At 45.1% G+C, this 512-nt stretch carries 1 protein-coding gene; it reads left to right on the forward strand.

Features of this window, described 5'->3' with window-relative positions:
• Positions 1 to 512, forward strand: a 512-nt coding sequence (locus B5F91_RS14805) for a PD-(D/E)XK nuclease domain-containing protein (RefSeq protein WP_204244716.1), incomplete at both ends; no start/stop codon positions are given.

Genomic DNA, 512 nt, shown 5'->3' on the forward strand with positions numbered 1-512 from the left:
AACCTGAAGACTTCCTTCCCTGCAGAATACGTGACGGATGACAACAACTTCAGAAGCCTGTTATATTATTACGGCTTACTTACAATGAAAAGAAGCCTCGGCAGGCGTATCGAAATGGAAATACCGAACAACTGCGTGAAAGAGCAATATTGGAGCTTTATGCGAGATTATTTCAACCGAAGCATACACATAGACATCATTGCCCTGCAAGACGAAATGGACCGGATGTCATTTGACGGAGATTGGAAACCACTCATCCAACGCATTGCCACGGCATACAATGAAAACTCTTCCATAAGAGACAGCATTTTGGGAGAACACAACCTGCAAGGCTTCTTCAAAGCATACCTCGCACTGAACAGCCTCTATTTGGTAGAACCTGAAATCGAGCTGAACTACGGATTCGGCGATTTCTTGATGCTGCCCGACAAAGAGCGGTATCCGGATATTGCACACAGCTATATCTTAGAACTGAAATACCTGAAGCCCACCGCTACAGATGCAGAAGTGGA

The sequence above is a fragment of the Bacteroides sp. An322 genome (assembly GCF_002161765.1).
GTDB lineage: Bacteria > Bacteroidota > Bacteroidia > Bacteroidales > Bacteroidaceae > Phocaeicola > Phocaeicola merdavium.